Annotated in this window: 16 protein-coding genes; 6 read left to right on the top strand and 10 right to left on the bottom strand. The window is 71.2% G+C overall.

Annotation, left to right across the window (positions count from 1 at the left end):
- On the top strand, positions 1 to 1,021 hold a 1,021-nt coding region (locus tag QSG27_RS21270; RefSeq protein WP_306709641.1), incomplete at its 5' end, for an autotransporter outer membrane beta-barrel domain-containing protein.
- Positions 1,021 to 1,548, top strand: coding sequence for an invasion associated locus B family protein (locus QSG27_RS21265; protein WP_306709639.1), 528 nt, complete (start codon positions 1,021 to 1,023; stop codon positions 1,546 to 1,548). The genes QSG27_RS21270 and QSG27_RS21265, both read left to right, overlap by 1 nt.
- On the opposite strand, the gene QSG27_RS21260 is transcribed toward QSG27_RS21265, so the two are convergent.
- From QSG27_RS21260 to QSG27_RS21215, 10 genes are all read right to left on the bottom strand, one after another.
- Positions 1,517 to 2,722, bottom strand: a complete 1,206-nt coding sequence (locus QSG27_RS21260) for a tetratricopeptide repeat protein (protein ID WP_306709637.1) — start codon at positions 2,720 to 2,722, stop codon at positions 1,517 to 1,519. The two genes, QSG27_RS21265 and QSG27_RS21260, sit on opposite strands and share 32 nt — an antisense overlap.
- A gap of 8 nt (positions 2,723 to 2,730) precedes the next feature.
- Positions 2,731 to 4,305: a tetratricopeptide repeat-containing sulfotransferase family protein gene (locus tag QSG27_RS21255; protein ID WP_306709635.1), complete on the bottom strand. Its 1,575-nt coding sequence runs from the start codon at positions 4,303 to 4,305 to the stop codon at positions 2,731 to 2,733.
- A 136-nt stretch (positions 4,306 to 4,441) separates the two neighbouring features.
- Complete coding sequence (locus QSG27_RS21250) at positions 4,442 to 5,257, bottom strand: enoyl-CoA hydratase (protein WP_306709633.1); 816 nt, start codon at positions 5,255 to 5,257, stop codon at positions 4,442 to 4,444.
- A gap of 31 nt (positions 5,258 to 5,288) precedes the next feature.
- Entirely contained in the window at positions 5,289 to 6,371 is a 1,083-nt protein-coding gene (locus tag QSG27_RS21245) for an ABC transporter ATP-binding protein (RefSeq protein ID WP_306709631.1), read from the bottom strand.
- Positions 6,368 to 8,149 (bottom strand): ABC transporter permease, encoded by a 1,782-nt coding sequence (locus QSG27_RS21240; protein WP_306709629.1) that lies wholly within the window; start codon positions 8,147 to 8,149, stop codon positions 6,368 to 6,370. Before QSG27_RS21240 ends, QSG27_RS21245 begins: the two co-directional genes overlap by 4 nt.
- A gap of 178 nt (positions 8,150 to 8,327) precedes the next feature.
- Positions 8,328 to 9,383, bottom strand: a complete 1,056-nt coding sequence (locus tag QSG27_RS21235) for an extracellular solute-binding protein (protein WP_306709628.1) — start codon at positions 9,381 to 9,383, stop codon at positions 8,328 to 8,330.
- Between the two features lie 68 nt (positions 9,384 to 9,451).
- Entirely contained in the window at positions 9,452 to 10,222 is a 771-nt protein-coding gene (gene fabG / locus QSG27_RS21230; RefSeq protein WP_306709626.1) for a 3-oxoacyl-ACP reductase FabG, read from the bottom strand.
- Positions 10,219 to 10,668 carry a MaoC family dehydratase gene (locus QSG27_RS21225; protein ID WP_306709625.1) on the bottom strand — a complete coding sequence of 150 codons (450 nt, stop codon included), beginning with the start codon at positions 10,666 to 10,668 and terminating at the stop codon, positions 10,219 to 10,221. Before QSG27_RS21225 ends, fabG begins: the two co-directional genes overlap by 4 nt.
- A 38-nt stretch (positions 10,669 to 10,706) precedes the next feature.
- The gene (locus QSG27_RS21220) at positions 10,707 to 11,108 is read right to left on the bottom strand and encodes a Zn-ribbon domain-containing OB-fold protein (RefSeq protein WP_306709624.1); all 402 of its coding nucleotides are present in this window, start codon (positions 11,106 to 11,108) and stop codon (positions 10,707 to 10,709) included.
- Positions 11,109 to 11,116: 8 nt separating this feature from the next.
- On the bottom strand, positions 11,117 to 12,283 hold the full coding sequence (locus QSG27_RS21215; protein WP_306709623.1) for a thiolase C-terminal domain-containing protein: 1,167 nt from the start codon (positions 12,281 to 12,283) through the stop codon (positions 11,117 to 11,119).
- A gap of 442 nt (positions 12,284 to 12,725) precedes the next feature.
- Here QSG27_RS21215 and QSG27_RS21210 point away from each other — a divergent pair, with 442 nt between their 5' ends.
- From QSG27_RS21210 to QSG27_RS21195, 4 genes are all read left to right on the top strand, one after another.
- Entirely contained in the window at positions 12,726 to 13,928 is a 1,203-nt protein-coding gene (locus tag QSG27_RS21210; protein ID WP_306709621.1) for a CaiB/BaiF CoA transferase family protein, read from the top strand.
- Positions 13,929 to 14,035: 107 nt separating this feature from the next.
- Positions 14,036 to 14,941 carry a LysR substrate-binding domain-containing protein gene (locus QSG27_RS21205; protein ID WP_306709619.1) on the top strand — a complete coding sequence of 302 codons (906 nt, stop codon included), beginning with the start codon at positions 14,036 to 14,038 and terminating at the stop codon, positions 14,939 to 14,941.
- 9 nt (positions 14,942 to 14,950) lie between these two features.
- Positions 14,951 to 15,481: a thioesterase family protein gene (locus QSG27_RS21200; RefSeq protein WP_306709617.1), complete on the top strand. Its 531-nt coding sequence runs from the start codon at positions 14,951 to 14,953 to the stop codon at positions 15,479 to 15,481.
- A 181-nt stretch (positions 15,482 to 15,662) separates the two neighbouring features.
- Positions 15,663 to 16,702 (top strand): ABC transporter permease (locus QSG27_RS21195; protein WP_306709616.1); only part of this gene is annotated, 1,040 nt, incomplete at its 3' end.

Raw genomic sequence — 16,702 nt, 5'->3', positions numbered from 1 at the left:
CTCGGGCAAGCTGCACGCCGACACGCTGGCCGCCGACCGCACCAACCGCCGCCTGTTCGGCAGCGCGGTGGAAGAGCGCCTGTCGGCGCTGCGCGGCGGTGCCGCGTCCTCCTCCGGCGTCCGGCTGGCCGGCGGCGGCAACGGCGCGGTCGCCGTGGGTGAAACCGGCGAGGCCCGCGGTTCGGGCGGCGTGTGGGGCCTGCCGCTGGCGGCCTACAGCCGGACCGGCTCGGACGGCAACGCCGCCGGGACCACCGAGCGGGTCGGCGGCTTCCTGCTGGGGCTGGACCGCAGCTACGAGAACGGCGTGAGCGGCGGCGTGGCGCTGGGCTACCTGCGCAACCGCGTCACCTCGCGCGACGGGCTGGGCAAGGCCGACGTGGACAGCTATCAGGCCACGCTCTACGGCTCCTGGAGCCTGCGCGGTTCGTCCGACAGCCCCTTCGTGGAGGGCGCCATCGGCTACGGCTACGCCAATTACGACGCCACGCGCGGCGTCGCCTTCGGCACGCTGGCGCAGGGTGTCAGCGGCACGGCGGACGGTCACGACGTCTCCGCGGAGATCGCCGCCGGTCACCGCATGGCCTTCGCCGGGTCGGACAGCGCCTGGATCGAGCCGCGGGCCAGCCTGCGCTTCGACCGGATCACCCGCGAGGCGTTCCGGGAGTCGGGCGGCGGCGTGGCGCTGGACGTCGAGGCGGCGGGCTGGACCAGCCTGCGCAGCGCGGTCGGCGTGCGCGCCGGCACCAGCGTGACGGTCGGCGGCTGGCACCTGCTGCCGAGCGCCGCCCTGGCGTGGGAGCATGACTTCGCCGACGCCACGGCGACCACCACCAACCGGCTGGGCGGGGTGGCCTTCGCCGCCGACGCCAGCAAGCCGGGCCGCGACGCCCTGGTGATCGGGGCCGGGCTGGGCGTGGCGCTGGACGACCGGCTGAGCGCCACCATCGGCGTCCAGGACGCGATCCGCGCCCGCGAGAACACCCTGTCGGCAACCGCCGGCCTGAAGTGGAAGCTGTGATGGCCACGGCGATGCGCAAGGCCATCATCGGGGGAGCGCTCGCCGCGCTTCCCCTCCTTTTCGCGGGCGGGGCGCCTGCCGGGGCGGTGGAGGCGGGCAGGACCTTCGGCGACTGGCAGACCGAGTGCGAAACGCCCGCCGACGGCAAGCCGCGCTGCTTCCTGTCGCAGACCCGCGTGGTGGAGAACACGGAGTCCAAGCAGGCGACCCGCATTCTCAAGGCGTCGGTGGGCTACTTCGCCCCGGACGGCAAGGGGGTGATGGTCGTGATCCTGCCGCTGGGCGTCGATCTGCGCGCCGGGGCGGCCCTGACCATCGACGGCGGCAAGCCGCTGCCGCTGACCTATCAGCAGTGCATCCAGGACGGCTGCCTCGCCAACGCCCCGATGGACGAGGCGACGCTGACCGCGCTGCGCCGGTCCAAGGGGGCGCAGATCGCCGTCCGCCCCTACGGCGGCGCGCAGGCCGTGGCCTTTCCGATCTCCACCAAGGGGATCACCGACGGGCTGGCCGCCCTGAAACCTTGAGGGTGTGTCCGGTCACCTCGCCGAGGGCGCCGCGGACGGCCTCGTCCCACCGTCCGGGCGCCGGCTGCCGGTGCAGGGTGACGGTCGGGTACCAGGGTGTTCCGCTGCGGCCCAGCAGCCACCGCCAGTCCGGCGCGTAGGGGAGCAGGACCGCGGTCGGGCGCCCCATCGCCCCGGCCAGATGGGCGACCGCCGTGTCCACGCAGACCACATGGTCGAGCAGCGTCAGCACCGCCATGGTGTCGGCGAAATCCGCCAGCTCCGGACCCAGACCGACCATCGGCGCCGCGCCATAGTAGCGTGCGGCCTCGGCCTGCGCCGGCCCCTTCTGGAGCGACACCAGCACCGTTTTCTCCAGCGCGACGAGCGGCGCCAGCCGCTCCAGCGTCAGGGAGCGGTTGCGGTCGTTCCCATGGGTCGGACGCCCGGCCCAGACCAGCCCGACGCGGCGGTACCCGCGGGGCAGCAGCCCGTCCAGCCGGTCCTTCCAGCGCGCCGCCCGCTCCGGCTCGGCACTCAGATAGGGAACCGGTGCCGGGATGGTGCCGAGCGTCGTCCCGAACAGCCCCGGCAGGCCCGACAGCGCGGCGTAGGCGGCGAAGGGCGGCGCCTCCTCCCATGTGGTGAAGGCCCGGTGACCGCCGGCCAGGGAGCGGACCACCGGCAGCATTTCCGGGCTGCAGGCAACCACGAGATCCGGGCAGAGCGCCGCCGCCATCGGCAGGTAGCGGGCGAACTGGATGGTGTCGCCGAAGCCCTGGTCGGCAACCAGCAGCAGGGTGCCGCCGGGCAAGGGGCACCCGTCCCAGGGTTTTGGAACAGCCTGCCCGGACCGCTCCAGAATCGCGAGCGGGACCGGCGGCGGCACGCCGGGAAGGCGCCAGCGCCATTCATACTCCCGCCAGCCCTCCTCCAACCGCCCGGACAGCAGCAGCCCCTCGGCCAGTTCGAAATGCGGACCCGGCCAGTCCGGGCGGAGTTGGATGGCGCGGCGCTCGCAGGATATCGACGCCTCGACCTCCAAGCGGTCGTAATGCGCCACGCCCAGATTGTACCAGCCCGCGGCGTCGCCGGGATCAAGCGCGACGGCGCGGCGGCCATGGGCGGCGGCTTCGTCCAGGCGGCCTTCGCGGCGGCGGATTTCGCACAGGTCGCTGTCGGTGGTGAAGCGCATGGCGGCGGCTACAGGCTGTAGCCCAGCCCGTGGATGACCGGTTCCAGGATCGGGATCACCGGCTTCAGATGGGTCCTGTAGGAACGGTGCCGGTCGATGGAGCGGCTGTAGAGCTTTTCCGCCACCTGGGCGTGGCTGGGCGTGCGGGCGTAGCGCCGGTTCTCCTCGAAGCGCAGGCAGCGCCGGTCGAAACCGAGCCCGAGGAAGCCCAGCAACCGTCGCACCGCCGGTTCCGGTTCCCGCACCAGATCCTCGTAGCGCAGCGGCAGGTAGCGCAGCGGCATCTCGCGCCGGTAATGCTCCACCAGATCGAACACCCGCAGGACGTGGCGGGCCGCCGTCTCCAGATCGTTGGCGCAGTGGAAGCCGTGGGTCAGGTTGGTGCCCATCATCGACAGCACCACGTCCAGCGGATGGCGCAGCACATGCACCACCGGCGCCGCCGGGAACATCAGCGCGATCAGACCGAGATGCGTCTCGTTGAACGGCATCTTGTCGGTGAACAGCGCGTGGCCGGGCTTGGCCGGCACCAGCTTGCGGGCGTGGCGCAGATAGGCGTCGCGCAACCGCTCCAGCCCGTCGCGCTGGTCGCCCATCCACAGCTCCGACAGCGCTTCGGGATAGCCGAGCGGACTTCCCAGCGTCTGCGGCAGCGCCCGGACCACCGCGCCGAGCGACGGCAGCTCATCCCCCGCGGCGACGGCGGGGTGGCAGGACAGGGTCTGCTCGACCAGCGTGGTGCCGGAGCGCGGGGCCCCCACGACGAAGACCGGCTGCGGTCCGGTGGCGGGCTTGCCGGGCCGCGGCATCAGGCGCAGGCGCGGCGCCACGAAAAAGGCGGCGAGGCGCGCGATGAGGTCCACCGCCTCCTCTTCGCCGTAGCGCCGCCCGGCCTGCCGCAGCAGCGCCTTGCCGGCGGCGAAGGCGGCGAAGGCTTCGTCGTGACGGCCCGACCGGTCGAGAATGCGCCCCTTCTCCAGCAGCGCGTCGGGATCGTCGCCTTGCCGGGCCGCCGCGTCCAGCACGGCAAGCGCCTCTTCCGGCCTGCCCTGCCGGGCAAGCAGAGCCGCCATCAAGGTGCCGGCGCCGCGGTGGCCGGGGTCGAGCCGCCGGGCGCGCTCCAGCATTCGCCGCGCGGACGGGAGATCGCGGGCGGCGTCCTCGGTCTGCGCCCAGCCGTGCCAGGTCAGCGCGACGGACGGGTGCAGGGCGGGGGCACGGCGGTAGGTCCGCCGCGCCTCCTCCAGCCGCCCCTGCCGCGTCAGGCTCCAGGCGAGGTTCGCCACCGTCGCGGCGTCCGGCGGGGCCAGGGCCAGCGTCCGGCGGTAATGGAACTCGGCGGCCTGGGGCCGGTGGGTGTCGGCCAGCACCAGCGCCATCAGCGTGTGGGACCGCGCGTCCTCCGGCGCCAGCCGGACCGCGTTGCGGGCGTGAGGCTCGGCCTCCGCCGCGCGCCCCGTCCGGAACAGCAGGCCGGCCAGATCCTGCGTCGCCGCCAGATCGTCGGGTGCGGCCCGCAGCCGCTGCGTCAGCGCCGCGGCGTCGGGGGTGACGCTCGGAAGATCGTCGGGCGTGGTCGGCATGACGGGCGGGTCCCATGGCGGCTGGACGCCCGCATGGGCGCGTGGTGCGGCGCCAGGATAGTGAAGGGGCCGGGTGGCGACAAGGACATCCCCTCTCCCGTCCCGGGAGGGGGATTTGACGCCGCCGCGGACGTCCCTACCGCCCTGCCCACACCGGACGACGCTTCTCCAGAAAGGCCGCGATGCCCTCCTGATAGTCGGCGGAGAGGTAGCAGAGGCGCAGCAGATCGCCGTCGCCGTCCGCCGGCAGCGAGTGATCCCGCCAGCGCCGCAGCGCTTCGCGCGTCGCCCACAGGGTCAGCGGAGCGAGACCCGCCAACTCTTCCGCCAGTTCCTGGGTGCGGTCGGCAAGGCCGTCCTCCGCGACGACGCCGCGCAGGGCGCCGGCCCCGGCCAGTTCGTCGGCGGTCAGCAGGCGGGCGCTGAAGATCATCTCCTTGGTCCGCGCGGTGCCGAGGATGGCCGCCAGCCGCGCGAGGTTCTTGATGCTCAGGCAATTGCCCACCGTACGGGCGATGGGGAAGCCGAAGCGCACGGAGGGTGTGGCGATGCGCACGTCGCAGCAGGCGGCGAGCAGCGCCCCCTCCCCCACGCAGGCGCCGGCCAGGGCGGCAATCGTGGGGACGCGCACGGCCTCCAGCGCCATGGCCGCCGTCTCCGCGCGGTCCTCCAGGATGGTGTAGTCCTCCGGCGTCTTGACGCTTTGCAGGCAGGACAGGTCGGCGCCGGCCATGAAGGCGGGCTTGTCGCCGGCGGCGCCGGTCAGCACGAGCGCTTTCACGTCCGGGTCGGCATCGACCTCCCGGCAGATCTCGATCAGCCGGTCCTCCATCCAGGGGGTGATGGCGTTGCGCGCCTTGGGGCGGTTGAAGATCACCCATTGGACGGCGCCGCGCCGTTCGGTCAGGATTTCGGGCAAGGCCGCGGCCTCGCCGGTCGTCGCGATGGTCATCGTTCGGAACTCTCTTGGATAGGGGCCGCGGTCAGGCCGCCGGCCCCAGGATCTGGCAGGACCCGATGGGAAGAAGGGCCGTCACCACGCTGCCCGGCGCGAAGCTCTGCGCGGGCGGAACGAAGGCGCGCAGCGTCCGTCCGCCGCCGAGATCCACCAGCACGTCGCGGTATTCCCCGAGATAGGCGGAGCGCAGGACGGTGCCGGACAGCACGTTGCACCCCTCGTCGGCCACGGCGCTCTGTTCAGCGCCGAACAGCCGGACCTGGGAGGGCCGCACGCACAGCGACACCCGCGCCCCGTGCGCCGCCCCGCTGCGGTCGGGCGCCGTCAGCACATGGTTGCCGACGCGGATCGCGCCGTTGCCTTCGCTGGTCCCGGCCAGTTCGTTGTTCGCGCCGATGAAGGTGGCGACGAAGGCGTTCGAGGGCCGTTCGAAGATGTCCTCCGGCGAGCCGAGCTGTTGCAGGTGGCCCGACTTCATCACGGCGATGCGGTCGGCGGTGACCAGCGCCTCCGACTGGTCGTGGGTGACGTAGACGGTGGTCAGGCCCAGCAGGTCGTGGACCTGCCGGATCTCGTACCGCATCTCCTCGCGCAGATGGGCGTCGAGGTTGGACAGCGGCTCGTCGAGCAGGAGTATGCGCGGCTCCACGGCCAGCGCGCGGGCCAGCGCCACGCGCTGCTGCTGGCCGCCGGACAGCTCCGACGGGTAGCGGTCGCGCAGCGCCTCCAGCCGGACGGTGCGCAGCGTGCGGTCCAGCCGCTCGGCGATCTCCGCCTTGGGCAGGCGGCGGATGGACAGGCCGAAGGCGACGTTCTCCGCCACCGTCTTGTGCGGCCACACCGCGTAGTTCTGGAACACCAGGGAGATGCCGCGCTTCTCCGGCGGCAGCACGCCGCGCGCCGAGGACAGCAGCACGTCGTCGGCCCAGATCTCGCCCTCGGTCGGCGCCTCGAACCCGGCGAGGAGCTGGAGCGTCGTGGACTTCCCGCAGCCCGAGGGGCCGAGCAGGGCCAGCAGCGTGCCGTTGGGGACCTGAAGGTCGATGCCGTGCAGCGCCGTGTAGGTGCCGAAGGATTTGCGGAGGTTCTTGATGCGTATCCCGCTCATGTGGGGAGGGCTCCTTCCGCCGGGGCGGTTTTGCGAGACGTGCGGCGCGCGCTGGTCAGGCGCGTCAGGGGACCGGCGGCGGCCACCAGCGCCAGCGTGATGAGGAGGAGAAGGACGCTCATGGCGCAGACGGCCTCGTAATTGCCGCCGTCCTTGGCGTTGTAGATCAGGGTGGTCATCACGTTGGTCTTCGGCGTGATGAGGAAGACCGCCACCGACAGCTCGCGGATGATCGGGATGAAGACCAGGAACCAGCCCGACAGCAGCCCGCCGCCCATCAGCGGGATGGTGATGGCCAGGAAGGTCCGCCCCTCCCCCGCGCCCAGGCTGCGCGCGGCGCGCTCCAGCTCCGGCCCGATGCCCTTCAGGATCGACCCGCCATGGGCATAGGCGATGGGCAGGAAGGTCGCCGCGAAGGCCGCCACCAGCAGAAGCGGCGTGCCGTAGAGGTTCAGCGGTGCCCGCGTGTAGGCGGCGAAGAAGCCGACCGACATGACGATGCCGGGGATGATGATGGGAACCGTCGCCACCGCGCCGAACAGGCTGGCGCCGAAGACCATCTTCCGCTCGACGATGTAGGCGACCACGGTGCCGAGCATCACGCACAGCGTCGCCGCGAGCGTCGAGAACAGCAGCGAGTTGACGATGGCGGTGTGCGTCTCCGAATTGCCGAACAGCGCCCACCAGTACCAGTGCAGCGACAGGTTCTCCCACGACAGCCCCTGGCCCCAGGCGCGGGTCAGCGAGACCAGCAGCAGCGCCGCGTAGGGCAGGAAGACCGAGACCAGCGGCAGCAGCAGTGCCGCGAAGAAGGCCGGCCAGCGCGCCCCGCCCAGCGCGATCCGCCGCCCCGCCCGGATCTTGCCGGAGATGGTGACGAACTGCTTGCGGCCCAGGATGCGGCGGCGCATCCAGAACAGCATGGCGGTCACCAGCAGCAGCGGCATGCAATAGGCGGCGGCCATGAAGATTTCCGGCGGGAAGAGCTGGTAGAACTCCGCCAGCTTGGTCGTCACCACCGGAATGCCGGTCGGCGTCAGCAGGAAGGCCGGGACGCCGAACAGCGTCAGCCCCTGGATGAAGGACAGGATGAAGCTGGCGATCACCGCCGGGGTGACCAGCGGGATGGTGATGCTGAGCATGGTGCGCAGCGTGCCGGAACCCAGCGTGGCGGCGGCGTCCTCAAGCTCCACGGCCATCTCGTCGAGCGCGCTCGACACCATGGTGAAGCTGTAGGGGACGGTGTAGATGCCGCAGATGAAGATCGCCCCGGTCATCGAGTAGATGTTCAGCAGCGGCCCCGCCTCCGCCCCGGCCAGCGTGCGCCACAGCGCGTTCAGCCAGCCGGAGTTGGGTGCCGCCAGCAGAATCCAGCCGGTCGCCCCGATGAAGGACGGGGTGACGAAGGCGGTCAGCGTCAGCACGCGGATGGTGCGGCGGAACGGCAGGTCGGTCCGCGACACCAGCCACGCCAGCGGAACGCCGATGCCGACGGCGATGACCGCGGTCGCCACGGCCAGGACCAGCGAATTGAACAGCGGCTCCAGCAGGTCCGCGGACTGGAAGATCCGCGCGTAGTTGCCGAGCGTCCAGGCTCCGGTCAGGTCGTCGTGAAAGCTGTTGTTGAGAACCCAGCCGAAAGGCAGGACCACCAGCAGAAAGAGAAGAAGGGCGACGGCGCCGAACACCGCGGTCCTGGCGAGCGGCACGCGGGCCATCGCCGGGCGCGCGATCGCCGCGGCTGCGCTGTCTGGACTGTCCGTTGAAATGACCCCCATAGGGTCCGCCTCCATTGTCCATACAAACCCTCTCCCGTCCCGGGAGAGGGTGGCGCCGAAGGCGCCGGGTGAGGGTACGGTCAAGGATCAAGCACCGGCCCGTTGCAGGCACCCTCACCCTTCCCACGCTTGCGCGCGGGCCCCTTCCCTCTCCCGGGACGGGAGAGGGAATCCGGCGTCAGCGCACCAGTTCCTTCCACTTGGCGATGCCTTCCGCGACCTCCGGGCCGAGGTCGTCGCCGGTGTTGCGGTACCACTTCAACTGGTCCAGCGAGCGCCCTTCCGCCCAGGGCACGTCCTTGCGCAGCGTCGGCCAGAAGTTCTTCTGGAGGATCATCGACACCTCCGTGGAATAGAGGAAGTTGGTGAACAGCCGGGCGGCGTTCGGGTGCGGCGCCTTCGCCAGCACGCCGGTGATGCCCAGGTTCAGGATGGCGTCGTCGGCGGGGGCCACCACGTCGATGGGGTTGCCCGCCGCCTTCTGGGTCAGCGTGTAGCTGAACGGCGCACCGGAGCCGACCACCCGCTCACCGGCCAGGATGTCGGTCACGGTGTCGACGTTGGACTGGCCGACCTTCGGCTTCTGCTTGCCGAAGGCGCGCAGGTAATCGTCGCCGTACTTGCGGCGGATGGCGACCACCCAGTTCGCCACGTCGCCGGAGAAGGCCGGGCTGCCCGTGGTGATCTTGCCGTGCCACTGGTCCTCCAGCAGCGCCTGCCAGCTCGGCGGCGGGGTCTGGACCTTGCCCGGCGCGTAGTTGATGCTGGTCAGGCTGATGGCGCCGACATGATACATCTTGTCCGGGTCGAGGTTGCGGAAGGCGTCCGGAATGTGCACGGCGTCCGCCGGCTCGACCGGGGCCAGCGCGCCGATCTTCTTCAACTCGGTGTAGTGCAGCAGGTTGGTGGTGCCGAGGGAGTCGCACTCGTGGACGCCGCTTTGCAGCTCCATCCGCAGGCGGGTGTAGACGGTCTGCGACGCCTGGCGGAGCAGGTTGACCTCGATGCCCGGATACTTCGCCTTGAAGGCGTCGCGGATCGCCTCCATCGTCTGCTGCTCGTAGGAGCCCCAGTAGAGGGTCAGCGCGCCTTCCTTCTTTGCGGCGGCGTAAAGCGGATCGTCCGCCGCCGCGGCGAAGCGCGGGAAGGCGGTGCCGGCCAGCCCGCCGGTCACAAGGGCGGTGCCGACGAGCCCGCCGGTCTGGAGAAGGCGGCGGCGCGAGAATTCCATCATGTTGCCAATCCCTGTCTTGTTGTTGCGGAACCGCCGTTTCGGCGTCGTTCTTCGTTCTTGAGCGGAAATCAGTAATCGCCCGTGGTCGCCCCACCATCGGCGACGATGGTCTGGCCGGTGACGTAGGCCGCGTCGTCGGACGCCAGGAAGGCGACGACGGCGGCGATCTCCGCCGGCTTGCCCAGGCGCCCGATGGGGGTCTTCTCCAGCCATTGCGAGCGCACCGCGTCGGGCACGCCTTCGACGATGGCGGTCTCCACCACGCCGGGCGCCACCGCGTTGACCAGGATGCCGCGGCGCGCCCCTTCCAGGGCGGCGGTGCGGGTCAGCCCGACCACCCCGGCCTTGGACGCGGAGTAGTTGGCCTGCCCGAAGGTCCCCAGGATGGCCGTGGAGGCGATGTTGACGATGCGCCCCCAGCCGCGGTCGCCGACCAGCCGGAAGGCCGTCTGGCAACCCAGCCAGGTGCCGCGCAGGTTCACGTCGATGACCGCGCTCCATTCCGCGTCGGTCATCTTGGGCAGCGAGCGGTCGCGGACGATGCCGGCGACGTTGACCATGATGTCCACGCCCCGGAAGGCGTCGGGCAGCCCGGCCACGGCGGCCTCCCAGCTTTCCCGGTCGGCGACGTTCAGCGCGGTGGCGTGGGCGTGGCCCCCCGCGGCGCGCAGCGCGGCGGCGACGGCCTCGGCGGCCTCCGCCCCGATGTCGGCGACGACGACCGCGGCGCCTTCGGCGGCCAGCCGCTCGCAGACGGCGCGCCCGATGCCTCCGCCGCCGCCGGTGACGAAGGCGACACGGCCGGCGAGGCGATTCGACAGAGCGACGGCGGGGCTCATGCCTGCGCCTCCTTGCGGGCGACGGAGAGGACGTCCTCGCCTTCCTGCACGGTCTCGCCGCGCTGGTTCTTCACGGTGACGGCGACGCGGACGATGCCGCGGTCGGGCTTGGAGGCGCTGGGGCGGACCTCCGCCACTTCGGCCTCGTAATGCACGGTGTCGCCCGCGAAGACCGGGCCGACGAAGCGGCGGCGCGTCTCCAGGAAGGCGAGGATCGCCCAGTCGTCGATGGCGGAGCGCAGCCCGGTGCTGAGCGAGTGGGTCAGCATCCCGTGGGCGATGGTCCGCCCGAAGCCGTTGGCCTTGGCGGCCTCGGCGTCCATGTGCAGCGGGTTGAAATCGCCGGTCAGCCCTGCGAACCAGACGATGTGCGCCTCGGTGACGGTGACGCGCGAGGAGCGCGCCTTGTCGCCCGGCTTGATGTCGTCGAGATGGATGGCGGTCATTCTTGCTTCCTCAGGCTTGCTTCCTCAGGTTTGCTTCCTCAGGCGGCGGGCCGCGGGCGGAACACGGGGAGGCTGGTGGCCTCGTCCAGTTGGTGGAAGGCGACGGCGAGCGGCAGGCCGGGCCGCAGATCCGCCTCCGCGATCCCCTCGACGCGGGAGAAGACGGTGACCCCCTCCTCCAGCCGGATCAGCGCGCAGACATAGGGGTCGCCGCGCTGGTTGCCGCGGTGGACGACGGAATAGGTCAGCAGTTCGCCGCGCCCGCTCGCCTCGACCCATTCCGGGCGGGCGTGGGGGGCGTGGATGGAATGGGCGCGCGGGTACCACTGGAAGCGCCCGGTCTCCGGGCAGCGCTGGATCAGGAAGCGCCCCTCGCGCGCCGCCTCCCAGAAGGGGGCGGAGGTCTCGTCCTGGACGGGCGGGATGGTCATCGTGGTCATCGGGCACCTTACCGGGCAAGAATGGCGGTGGCGGCGGAGCAGAAGGTGCCGCCCAGCCCATGGGCCAGGGCGAGGCGGGCGTCGGGCACCTGCACGCCCGGCCCCTCGCCGCGGAGCTGGCGGACGCTCTCGATCAGGGTGAAGATGCCGCGCTTGCCGGGATGGTTGGACGACAGGCCGCCGCCGTCGGTGTTGGTCGGCAGGATCCCGCCCAGCGTCAGGTTGCCGTCCGCGACGAAGGCGCCGCTCTCCCCGCGTCCGCAAAAGCCCAGATCCTCCAGCGCCAGCATCGGCGTGATGGTGAAGGCGTCGTAAATCTGCGCCACGTCGATCTCGTCCGGGGTCACCCCCGCCATGGCGAAGGCGCGCGGGCCGGACAGGGCCGCCGGGGTGGTCAGGTCGTCGGGAATCTGGCTGTTCTGGGTGCGCGCCACGGCGGCGCCGTAGCCGACGAGATGGACGGGCGGCTTTTTCAGGTCGCGCGCCCGCTCGCGGCTGGTCATCACGATGGCGCCGCCGCCGTCGGTCACCACGCAGCAGTCCAGCCGGTGCAGCGGCGATGCGATCATCGGCGAAGCCAGCACGTCGTCCACCGTGATCGGCTTGCGCAGCCGGGCGTCGGGGTTCCGCATCGCATGATTGCGGAAGGTCACGGCCACCTGGGCGAGCTGTTCCGGCGTCGTGCCGTACAGGTCCATGTGGCGGCGGGCGAACAGGCCGTAGGTGGAGATCAGCGTCGGCGCGTAGGGAATTTCGTACTGGCCGGGGCCGGCGGGGAAGACGAAGGGGTCGAAGGACGGGGTGTTCAGCGGCCACCAGCGCGGGCAGGCGGCGTAGCTGATGACCACCACCTCGGCCAGCCCGGTCGCGATGGCCGCCGCCGCCTGCCCGGCCTGGAGGATGTAGGAGCAGCCGCCGACATCGGTGCTGTTCACGTAGGTCGGCGCGATCCCGATGTATTCGGCCAGTTCCACCACATCCATGGTGCCGCCGCCCTCCGCCCAGTCGCCGGAGGCCGCGCACAGCCCGTCCACGTCCTTCAGCGTCAGCCCGGCGTCGTCCAGCGCGCCGAGAATGCACTCCATCTGAAGGGCGAAGGGGTGGACGCGCGGCGCATCCCGGCGGGGCGATTCAAAGACGCCGGCGATGGCCGCCTTTCCCGAAAGATCCTTCACGCGCGGGTCGTCCTTTCCTGGTTGTGGAAGGCCGCGCATCGCTGCCGCGATGCGCGCCGAGCGGCTTCACTCGACAGGCGGCGAGAGTAAAAGAACCGCCTGTTTCGGAAATCGCGAAGACTTTCCGATGGCCGGCAGAGATTTCGATCAGGCCGATCCGCTCCCGGCAAGGTCAAGAGTACCGGACACGGTTCGCGTCACAAGCAGAAAAAACGCTGCAATCCGGTGCACGGAACGCACCAATGTCACGCCGTTCCCGTCCGCGGAACGGTGCCTTCCATGCACCGGATTGGGCCAAACTAAGCGATTGTTTTCCAACCGCCGCGGCGCAAGCCTTGGGCATCGCATTCCCGCCGCCGCCCTGGACCGGACAGGCTTCCAGCCGGGCGCGCGGCCCCGCCCGGCCCGTTTGCGCGGCGTCCGGCCATCCGAAGGAACCTGCATGCTCAACACCGATACGCAACGCCGCGAAGGCCCGCTGGCCGGCGTGCGCGTGGTCGATCTCACGCACATGTTGGCCGGTCCCTACAGCACCTGGCTGCTCGGCGCGCTGGGGGCGGAGGTCATCAAGATCGAGCGTCCCGGCAAGGGCGATTTCACCCGCGTGATTGCCCCGTTCAGCGAGGATGAGAGCATTTACTTCCTCAGCGTCAACCGCAACAAGCGGAGTCTGACGCTCAACTTGAAGGAGGAAAAGGGGAAGGAGATTTTCAAGAAAATCGTCGCCACCTGCGACGTGCTGGTGGAGAACAACCGGGCGGGCGCGATGGACCGGCTGGGGCTGGGTTACGCCGACCTGAAGGCGGTGAATCCGCGGCTGGTCTACGCCTCGATCTCCGGCTTCGGGCAGGACGGCCCCTACCGCCACCGGCCCTGCTTCGACGTGGTGGCCCAGGCGATGTCGGGGATGATGAGCATCACCGGCGAACCGGGCGGCGATCCCTGCCGGGTCGGCGCATCGATCGGCGACATCGGGTCCAGCCTGTTCGCCGCCATCGGCATCCTCGCCGCCCTCCAGAAGCGGACGAGCACCGGCGAGGGCGGCTTCATCGACGTGGCGATGCTGGATTGCCAGCTGGCGCTGATGGAGAACGCCATCGCCCGCTTCCTGAACGCCGGGGAGACGCCGCGGGCGCTGGGCAGCCGCCACCCGCTGATCGCCCCCTTCCAGGCCTTCCCCACCGCCGACAAACCCATCGCCGTCTGCGTGGACACCAACGAGCAGTGGGACCGGATGTGCCGCGCCATGGGGCTGGAGCATCTGCTGTCCGACCCGCGCTTCCCCACCGGTTCGGCCCGCAACGCCAACCACGCGGAGTTGGAACCCCTGCTGCGGGAGGTCTTCCTCACCCGTGGGCGCGATGCCTGGCTGGACATGCTGGAGGCCGCCGACGTGCCGGCCAGCCCGATCAACAGCGTGCCGGACGCCCTGAACGATCCCCAGGTGGTCCACCGCAAGATGGTCGTGGAGGTGCCGGAGGGATCGGGCAAGCGCTTCGCCGCCGTCCCGATCACCATGCCGGAGGCCCCGCTGCCCGCGGAAAGCCCGGCCCCGCGGCTGGGCGAGCACACCGACGCCATCCTGGCGGATCTGGGCTTCACCCCCGCAGAAATCGGCGCCTTCCGGCGCGACGCGGTGGTGTGATGGCGGGCGGCGAAGGGGCGCGTGCGGTGCTGGCGGAAATGTTTCATACTGCCGCCGGGATCGCTCCCGGCCTCGCCCCAGGCCCCGTCCACAACCCAAAGGTCCGCATGGCGCGTCGCCTTCCGCCCCTTCTCGCGCTTCGCGCCTTCGACATCTTCGCCCGGCAGGGCACGGTGCGGGCCGCCGCCGACGAGCTGGCGGTGTCCCACACGGTGGTGTCGCGCCACATCCAGAATCTGGAGCAGTCGGTGGGAGTGAAGCTGGTGGCGAAGTCGGGGCGCGGCCTGTCCCTGACCCGCGAGGGCATCCGCTACGCCTCCCAGCTCCGCCGCGCCTTCGACCTGATCGCCGACGCCAGCAACGAGCTGCGCAACGGCGGAATGGAGGCGGTGCACATCTGCTGCCTCGCCGGGCTGGCCTCGCGCTGCCTTCTCGCCCGCCTGCCCGAGCTGGAGGAGGCGCTGACCGGACGGGAGGTGATCCTTCAGCCGACCTCGACCCGCCCCGACTTCAGCCGGGAAGAGGCCGACGCCGAGATCATGTATCTGGAGGACGGCGGCGCCGTCGCCGACGGGCTGCGCTCGGAGATGTTCGCGCGGCCCCGCATCCTCGCCATCGCCAGCCCGGAGTTCAAGGCGCGCTATCCCGACGTGCGCACCCCCGCCGACCTTGTCGGCCTGCCGCTGATCCACGAACAGTCCACCGGCATGTGGGAGGCGTGGTTCGAAGAGGCCGGCATCACCGAACTGCCCCGCCTGCGCGGCCCCCGCCTGTGGCAGGCGCATCTGACCATCGAGGCGGCCCGGCTGGGGCGCGGGGTGGCCCTGGTCAGCGACCTGCTGGTGACCGACCCGTTGGCCAACGGCGATCTGGTGGAGATGGCGGACAGCAACGTCACCATCGGCGGCTATTACTTCATCGCCCCGGCCCACCGCTGGAACACGCCGGTCATCTCGGCCATCCGGCAATGGCTGCGCGCCGTCTTCCCGCCGGAACAGACCCCCACCCTCTGACCACCATCCATGACCGAGAGCCTTTCCATGAACCAGGACAGCGCCCTGCCGCCGGACATCCTGCTGTCCGGCGTGCGGACCGTCGAAGAAAGCTGGATCGACCTGTATGGGCACATGAACATGGTGCGCTACGTCGCCCTGTTCGACGATGTCGGCTATGCCCTGATGGAGCAATGGGGGCTGGGCGAGACCTACACGCGGGACGCGGGGTTCGGCCTGTTCGTGGTCGATGCCGCCGTGCATTACCGGCGCGAGCTGCGCGCCGGCACACCGCTGCGGGTGGCCCTGCGGCTGCTCGACGCCGACGACAAGCGGCTGCTGAGCCTGCTGGAGATCCGGCGCGCCGACGACGGGACGGTCGCCGCGTCCATGGAGCAACTGTCGATCCATGTCGATCTGGGCACCCGCAAGGTGACGCCCTTCCCGCCCGCCCTGGCGGAGCGCCTGCGCGCCCTGGCGGCGGTCCAGTCCGCCCTTCCCCAGCCGCCCGGCCACCGGCGGCGGCTGCACTTGGCGTCCAATCCTTCTCCCGCCCCGTGAGAGGGTGCCCGCGAAAGCGGGCGGATGAGGGTTGCGCGAGGATCGAGGCACTGATCCCCGGCGTTACCCTCCCCCTTTCCACGCTTCGCGCGGGCCCCTTCCCTCTCCCGGGGCGGGAGAGGGAACTTTGAATGCAGCGGAAACGGTTGCCGCCCGGCGGGGGCTTCCCGATATGTCCGCCATGACTTTTCTGCGCATCGCGTTGAAGCTGGCTTGGCGGGACCTGCGGGGCGGCGTCGCCGGTCTCTGGATCGTCGTCCTGGGGGTGGCGCTCGGCACCGCCATGATGGCCGCCGTGGGCTCGCTCGGCGCTGGCGTGCTCGACGGGATGCGGGCGACCGCGCGGGAGGCGGTCGGAGGCGATCTCTCCCTGCGCCTGTTCCATGCACCGGCGACGCCGGAGCAAATGGCCTTCCTCGAAACGCTGGGCACGGTCGGCGAGACGGCGGAGCTGCGGCCCGTGGCGGCAACGGTGGCCGGCAGCGCCCGCACCCTGGTCGAACTGAAGGCGGTCGATGGCAGCTACCCGCTCGTCGGCGCGGCAGCGGTTTCGGGCGTCCCCTCCCTCGCCGACGCGCTGGCCCGCCGGGACGGGCTCCGGGGGGCCGCGGTCTCCGCCGACCTTCTCGGCGCGCTGGGCCTGGGCGTCGGGGACCGGCTGCGGCTCGGAGCCGCCGAGGTCGCGATCCGCGCCGTTCTGGAGCATGAGCCGGACCGGGCGTTCCGCGCCTTCTCCCTCGGCCCGCGCGTCGTCATCGACCGGCGGGCGCTGGACGAGACGGGCCTCGCGGAGCCGGGAGCCCCCATCTACTGGTACTATCGGCTTCTTCTGCCGGAGACGGTCCGGTCCGACGCCGTCCTGCGCGAACTGGAGCGCCGTTTCCCCGACGCCGGATGGCGGATCGTCGATGCCTCGCACGGCATTCCCGGCGTGGACCGCACGGTGCAGCTCGCCCGCGCGCTGTTCCTCCTGGGGGCGCTGTCCATCCTGCTGATCGGCGGCGTGGGGGTCAGCCGGGCGCTGTCGGCGCATCTCGCCCGCCGCTTGCCGGTCCTCGCCACGCTGAAGGCACTGGGCGGGTCGCCGCGCCTTCTCTTCACCGCCTTCCTGATGCAAACGCTGGCCGTGGCCGGCGTGGCGCTGCTGATCGGCGCGGTGGCCGGCGCGTGTCTGGCCGCCGCCGCCGCCCGCGCGCTGCCGCTCGGCTGGCTGCCCGACAC

The sequence above is a fragment of the Azospirillum isscasi genome (genome assembly GCF_030849505.1).
GTDB lineage: Bacteria > Pseudomonadota > Alphaproteobacteria > Azospirillales > Azospirillaceae > Azospirillum > Azospirillum isscasi.
The sequence above is the reverse complement of the archived record's forward strand: the minus strand, read 5'-3'. Positions and strand labels throughout refer to the sequence as shown.